This is a genomic window from Nitratidesulfovibrio oxamicus (genome assembly GCF_015731765.1).
GTDB lineage: Bacteria > Desulfobacterota > Desulfovibrionia > Desulfovibrionales > Desulfovibrionaceae > Cupidesulfovibrio > Cupidesulfovibrio oxamicus.
Genome location: NZ_VRYY01000135.1, coordinates 1 through 5,887, shown reverse-complemented (window position 1 = coordinate 5,887; position 5,887 = coordinate 1). Strand labels below are relative to the sequence as shown.

Below are 5,887 nucleotides of genomic sequence, written 5' to 3'. Positions count from 1 at the left end.
AGGGCCAGGCCGGGGGCGTTCACGCGTACCGCCGGGCCGTCCCCTTGCGAAAGTTCCACCCCCCGCATGGCGCAGCCGCGCCGGGCCAGGGCCACGAATTCCTCCAGCACCGCGCCAAGGTCGCGGGCGGCCTCGCCGCCCTCTTCCCAGGCGTGGGCCAGGCGGTTCAGGTTCCACGCAAGGTCGCCCCCGCGCGCCACCTGTTCCTGAATCAGCGAAAGCATGGTGCACAGCCGGTCGCGGTGGGGCAGCCCTTCGCCGCACAGGGACACGAGGTCCTGCATCAGCCCGGCGGATTCGCGGATTACCGCCAGGGCGTTCTGCAATTCGTGTGTGGCCGATGCGGCAAGGTGGCCCACGCATTCGTGGGCGGCATCATCCCCACCGGTTGCGCCACCCGTTGCGCCCGTTGGGGAGGTCGCGGAGGTGGCAGTGGTCGCGGCGGGGGCGGCCATGTGGATGGTATCGTCGTGTGCCATGCCGTGTTTCCTGTGCGGTGCGTTGTGCGGAGACTCTTGCCGGGGGCTAGCTGTTGCCGCCATTGTCCTGGGCTGCCTGCGCCAGCCTGCCTGCCTCGTGCAGCTTTTCCAGCAGGTCTTCCAGTCGCAGGGGCTTCATCAGGTAGTCGAAAGCGCCCAGCTTCATGCCTTCGATGCCGTCGCGCGCGCTGCCGTGCCCGGTCAGCAGGATGACCTGCACCGCGGGGTGCCCGGCCTTGATGCGGCGCAGGGTCTCGGTGCCCTTGATGCCGGGCATCATCAGGTCAAGCACCACAACGTGGGGAGGCTCCGCCTCCACGGCGCGCAGTGCCTGCTCGCCGTCGGTGGCGATGCGCGTGGCCATGCCGCGCAGCGATAGTCGTTCGGCCAGGGTTGTGACGAACTCCTCCTCGTCGTCCACGAGCAGAACCTTCAGTTCCTGCATGCTTAGCTCCCGAGGGTGGCCGTGGGCGCCGCCTTCACGGGCAGGAAGATGGACACGGTGGTGCCCGCGCCCTCCTTGCTCTGCACCGCGATGTCGCCGCCAAGGCGCTTGATGATGCCGTAGGTTATGAACATGCCAAGGCCGGTCCCCGAGGTCTTCTTGGTGGTGAAGAACGGCTCGAAGATGTGGCGAAGCACCTCGTCGGACATGCCCTTGCCGTTATCCTTGATGGATACGCCCACGGTGTCCGGGTCGCGCAGCCAGGTGGCCAGCGTCACGGAGCCGCCGTCCGGAACTGCGGCGAAGGCGTTGTTCAGGATGTTCAGGAACACCTGCTGCAACTGGCCCCGGTCCGACGCGATGCGCGGCATGGCCTGGTCCAGGCTGACCGAGGTGGTGATGGACCGGTGCAGGGCCTCCTGTTCCAGGAAGCTCATGGTTTCCTTGAGCACGTCGTTGACGTCCAGTTGCTCGATGTTCACGTCCATGCGGCGAGAAAAGCCCAGCAGCCGATGGGTGATGGAGCGGCAGCGTTCCACCGAGCGCAGGATGGCGTCCACCAGCCCGCGAAAGCGGTCGCGTTCCGGAAAGTCCTTGGCCAGTTCCATGAGGTCGGAGGCCAGGCCCGCCTTTTCGTTGATGATGGCCAGTGGGTTGTTGATCTCGTGCGCCACCCCGGCGGCCAGCCGCCCGATGGAGGACAGCTTCTGGGTGTGTTCCATCTGCACGAAGGCGGCGATGCGCCGCTCGTCGCTGGCGCGCATGCGCCGCACCAGCAGGTCGGTCAGGCCGAAGGTCACGGACAGTATCAGCGCCACGCTGGTGACGAACAGCAGTATCAGGTCGCTGCGCAGGGTGGTCCACGGCTTGAAGATGTCGGCGCGGGGCTTCACCGCCATCAGCACGAAGTCGGCGTGCTGGAAGTAGGTGTAGGTGATGAACACGTCGCGCCCTGCCGGGTCGGTGGTTTCCAGCGTGGCCGTTTCATAGGTCATGGGCGGCATGGGCAGGGGCAGTTGGTCCAGCACGGCGCCATAGAAGCGCGAGGCGGTCTGGAGCACTCCGGCCGTGCTCACCAGAAAGGCGTCGCTTTCCGGCTCCAGCCCCATGGAGGCGATGAGCCGGTCGAACTGCCCGGTGTCGATGGTGGCGCGTAACACCCACGAATGGCCGTCGTCGGTCATGCGCTGCACGGCGATGACGATGTGCGGAAAGCGCCGGAAGCCCATGAACACGTCGCTGACGTACACGCCCTTGACCCGCGTCTGCTGGTACCAGTCCGCCGTGGAGTAGTCCTTGCCCTTCAGGTTGTACGGGCCCACATAGCTGGCGTGCACGCCGTTCTCGTCGATGAGCCCAAGGTCGATGAAGCCGGGAAATTCACCCTTCACCGCGCGGAAGATGCGGTTCAGGTTGCGTTCGTCCGCCAGTTCCGCCGGGGTGTACACCTGCGAGATGAGGCTGACGGTGGAGGCGCGTTCGGCCAGGAACAGCTCGAACGAATGGCGGGTCTTGTTCACCAGCCCGCGCACGGGGGTGACGATTTCGCGCGTCAGGGTGGCGCGGTACTGGTGGTAGTTGATGACCGACAGGATGAGCAGCGGCACCACGGCGGCGGTGGTCAGCAGCAGGGTGATCTTGCGCCGCAGGGCCTGGTAGCGTTCCGGCGCGATTTCTTCCGGCACGTCCAGCGCGGTGCGGAACAGGCTGCGGAAACGTTCCAGGCGGCTCATGCGTCGCTCCTGTGAAACAGGATGTCGCCGGGGCGCAGCGCATCGGCGCGAAACCGGGCAATGGCCTCGTCCACCGGACCCATGACGTTGTCGATGACCTCGATGCGCTTCCAGCGCAAGTACTGCCAGAACTCGTCGTCGATGCCGTTGCAGATCACCACGCGCACCTTTTCCTCCAGCGCGATGCGGCACAGTTCCTCGGAAGAGGCGTGGGCCAGCAGCACGCTGGAACGGGAAAGCTCGGCGCCGTCGGCGTCCAGGTGCACCAGCAGGGCCTCGCCCGCCAGGTCGAAGCGGGGCGCTACCTCGTCACGGTACAGGGGTATGAGCAGGGTGGCGGGCATATCAGCACATCCCGTACTGTTTCATCTTGCGCCACAGGGTGGAACGGCCCCAGCCCAGCAGTTCGGCCGCCTCGCCCCGGCGGTTGCCGGTGCGTTGCAGGGCGTCGGCGATGAGGCGGCGTTCCAGGTCGCTGACGCTGGTGCGGGCCAGGTGTTCGCCGCCGTCGCCGGGGGATGCCTGGGCGTCTCCGGTTGTGTCGGAGGCGTCCGGCGAACCCGGCTGGCCGAATGCGCCAGCAACGCGCCCGGTCCTGCGCTCGCGCTCGGCGCGGCGGGCCTCGGCCTTGGCCTGGAAAAGATACGCGGGCAGATGCGCGGGCATCACCGTTTCACCATGGCACAGGGTTACGGCGTATTCGGCGATGTTGCGCAGTTCGCGCACATTGCCCGGGAATGGGTAGTCCAACAGGGTGCGCAGGGCCTTGCCCGAGCAGCCGCGCACGGTCTTTTTCATCCGCGCGGCAAAATGCCCCATGAAGTGGTTGAGCAGGAATTCGATGTCCTCGCCCCGGTCGCGCAGGGGGGGCAGGTGCAGGCGCACGGCGGACAGGCGGCGGAACAGGTCCTCTCGCAGGCGGCCCTCGGCCACAAGTTGTTCCGGATCGCGGTTGGTGGCCACCACCAGGCGCACGTCGCACGCCACTGGGTCTGTGGCGCCCACGGGGTAGATGACCCCCTCGTCCAGGAAGGCCAGCAGGCGGCCCTGGATGGACAGGGGCAAATCGCCGATCTCGGTGAGGTACAGCGTGCCGCCCTGGGCCAGTCGGAACCGCCCCGGCTTGTTTTCTTCCGCGCCGGGGAAGGCCCCCTTGCGGTGGCCGAACAGTTCAGATTCGGCCAGAAATTCGGGCAGGGACGACAGGCTGGCCTTCACGAACGGCTCGCGGGCGCGGGATGACGCCTTGTGCACGGCCTCGGCCAGGGTGTCCTTGCCTGTGCCCGTCTCTCCGGTGACCAGCAGGGGGCCGTCGTTCTGTGCCACGGCGGGCAGGGCCTGGAACACCCGTTCCATGGCCACGCTGCGCCCCACCAGCGGGCCGAAGGCCTCGCCCTTTGCGGTCTTTTCCTCCAGTTCGCGCACCAGCGTCAGGTCTTCCACGGCGTGCAGCCAGCCCACCACGCGGCCATCGGCATCGCGCAGGGGGGACATGCTCATGCGCACCGGGATGCGGCGGCGATGGCGGTTCAGGATGTCGCCTTCCTGCGCGGGGGGCAGTTCGCCGTCGTCGATCATGTCGTAATGCGCGCCCGACGCCGTGGCCACGGTAACCCCCGATGCGGTGGTCAGCGGGCGGCGCAGCGGGCAGCGGTACAGGCAGATGCTGGCGCGCAGGGCGTGGCGGCAGGGAATGCCGCGCACTTCCGCCGTGGTGAACCCGGTCAGGGTTTCCAGCGCGCGGTTCATCAGGCGGATGGAACAGTCGATGTCCAGCAGGGCCACGCCCACGGGCAGGGCGTCCAGCATGGCGGCCAGGTCTACCGGCAAGGGCGAGATGCCCGACACGTGCGGCGGCGGTGCGCCGTGACGTGCGGGCGACCCGGCGCGGGACCGGATGCTGTGCGGGGCTGCTGGCCCTGTCTGCTGCGTGGACACGAAGCACCTGTTCCGTCGTTGCGCGTTATGCCGGGCGCTGGGTGAGGACACGGGGCGTCCGGCGTCGGGGGATGAGGTCCGGGGCGCCGCGTCGCACCCCGGACCGTTGCCCATGGCAGTTCCACGGGCGGCACATTTTTGCAAGCGGCTGTGCCGGGCGCGTTTCAGATCGGAATGCCTAGTGGCCGCCAGCGCCGAAGATGCCGGAAGCCGCCACGGTAAGCACGATGACTTCGAGCACCGCGATGGTGGCCATCAGCGGATCCTTCTTCTTGAGGAAGGCGGGAATCAGCGTGAGGTAGCAGATGATGGTCATGCCCGCGAGCAGCACGATGCCGATGAAGTTCAGGAAGTCGCCCTGCAGGATCAGGGAGGCCCAGCCCCAGCCGGTGGGCACGTTGCCCTGGGCCAGGTACACGCCCACGCGCTGGCTCCACAACTGGGTGATGACGTCCAGCGGAATGTGCGGGGGCAGGATGCCCAGCACGTAGATGAGGTAGGTGACGACCATGATGGCCAGCGAACCCCAGCAGCCGTAATAGAGCAGGTTGGCGTAGGTCACCTGTTCCGGAGACGCCTTGACGGACTGATTGGACATGTCTGTTTCCTCCTGTGCGCCGGGCTAGATGCCCAGGCCCTTCAGCAGCGCCTTGCCGCCAGAGAACAGCAGCACGCCGATGACCATGTAGCGGATGAACTTGGGCTTGGCCACGGCCAGCAGGCGCACGCCCACGAACGAACCCAGCATCAGGCCGATGATGGAGGGGATGGCCATCAGCGGGATGACGCAGCCCTGGTTCAGGTACACCCACGCGGCCGAGGTGTCGGTGATGGACAGCAGGAACTTGGAGGTGCCCACGGCCACCTTCAGCGGCACGCCCATGAGCAGGTTGAGCACCGGCACGTTGGCCCACCCGGCGCCAAGGCCGAACATGCCCGCCATGAGGCCGATGATGATGAACAGCAGCAGGCCCGGCAGGGTGCGGTGGGTTTTCCAGTCGATGACCTCGCCGGTGGAGGGTTCGATGAACACGCCGTCCATGCCGAGGGCAACGCTGATGGCGTCCTGCTTCTTCACCTCGGGGCGCACGGTGTTCTTGGACACCAGCAGCAGCACGGCGATGAACAGGATGGTGCCGCCAAGGCAGATCTGCACCACGTTGGTGGGCAGGGCCAGGCCGACCATGGCCCCCACGATGGAGCAGGCCGAGGCGATGAGCGCCACGGGCAGGGCCAGGCGCAGGCTGGCCAGGTTGCGCTTCAGCAGGCCGGGGCCGGCCGCCAGCGCGCCC

The 5,887-nt window shown here is 67.3% G+C and carries 6 protein-coding genes and 1 pseudogene; all 7 read right to left on the bottom strand.

The genetic code is table 11. The annotated features are described in order from the left end of the window. Positions 1-479: pseudogene (locus FVW20_RS06100) on the bottom strand (HAMP domain-containing histidine kinase); the annotation flags it as partial. Positions 480-525: 46 nt separating this feature from the next. Beyond that, the gene (locus tag FVW20_RS06095) at positions 526-924 is read right to left on the bottom strand and encodes a response regulator (protein ID WP_196608734.1); all 399 of its coding nucleotides are present in this window, start codon (positions 922-924) and stop codon (positions 526-528) included. Positions 925-926: 2 nt separating this feature from the next. Next, positions 927-2,657: a sensor histidine kinase gene (locus tag FVW20_RS06090; RefSeq protein ID WP_196608733.1), complete on the bottom strand. Its 1,731-nt coding sequence runs from the start codon at positions 2,655-2,657 to the stop codon at positions 927-929. Next, positions 2,654-3,001, bottom strand: coding sequence for a NifB/NifX family molybdenum-iron cluster-binding protein (locus FVW20_RS06085; RefSeq protein WP_196608732.1), 348 nt, complete (start codon positions 2,999-3,001; stop codon positions 2,654-2,656). The genes FVW20_RS06090 and FVW20_RS06085 overlap by 4 nt, the downstream gene beginning before the upstream one ends. A 1-nt stretch (position 3,002) precedes the next feature. Beyond that, entirely contained in the window at positions 3,003-4,595 is a 1,593-nt protein-coding gene (locus tag FVW20_RS06080; protein WP_196608731.1) for a sigma-54 interaction domain-containing protein, read from the bottom strand. A gap of 178 nt (positions 4,596-4,773) precedes the next feature. Further along, positions 4,774-5,193, bottom strand: a complete 420-nt coding sequence (locus tag FVW20_RS06075; RefSeq protein WP_196608730.1) for a DUF1634 domain-containing protein — start codon at positions 5,191-5,193, stop codon at positions 4,774-4,776. A gap of 24 nt (positions 5,194-5,217) precedes the next feature. Next, positions 5,218-5,887 (bottom strand): sulfite exporter TauE/SafE family protein (locus FVW20_RS06070; RefSeq protein ID WP_196608729.1); only part of this gene is annotated, 670 nt, incomplete at its 5' end.

Coding starts and splice junctions, on each gene's coding strand:
- FVW20_RS06095 (WP_196608734.1), bottom strand. CDS start 924: ATGCAGGAACTGAAGGTTCTGCTCGTGGACGACGAGGAGGAGTTCGTC.
- FVW20_RS06090 (WP_196608733.1), bottom strand. CDS start 2,657: ATGAGCCGCCTGGAACGTTTCCGCAGCCTGTTCCGCACCGCGCTGGAC.
- FVW20_RS06085 (WP_196608732.1), bottom strand. CDS start 3,001: ATGCCCGCCACCCTGCTCATACCCCTGTACCGTGACGAGGTAGCGCCC.
- FVW20_RS06075 (WP_196608730.1), bottom strand. CDS start 5,193: ATGTCCAATCAGTCCGTCAAGGCGTCTCCGGAACAGGTGACCTACGCC.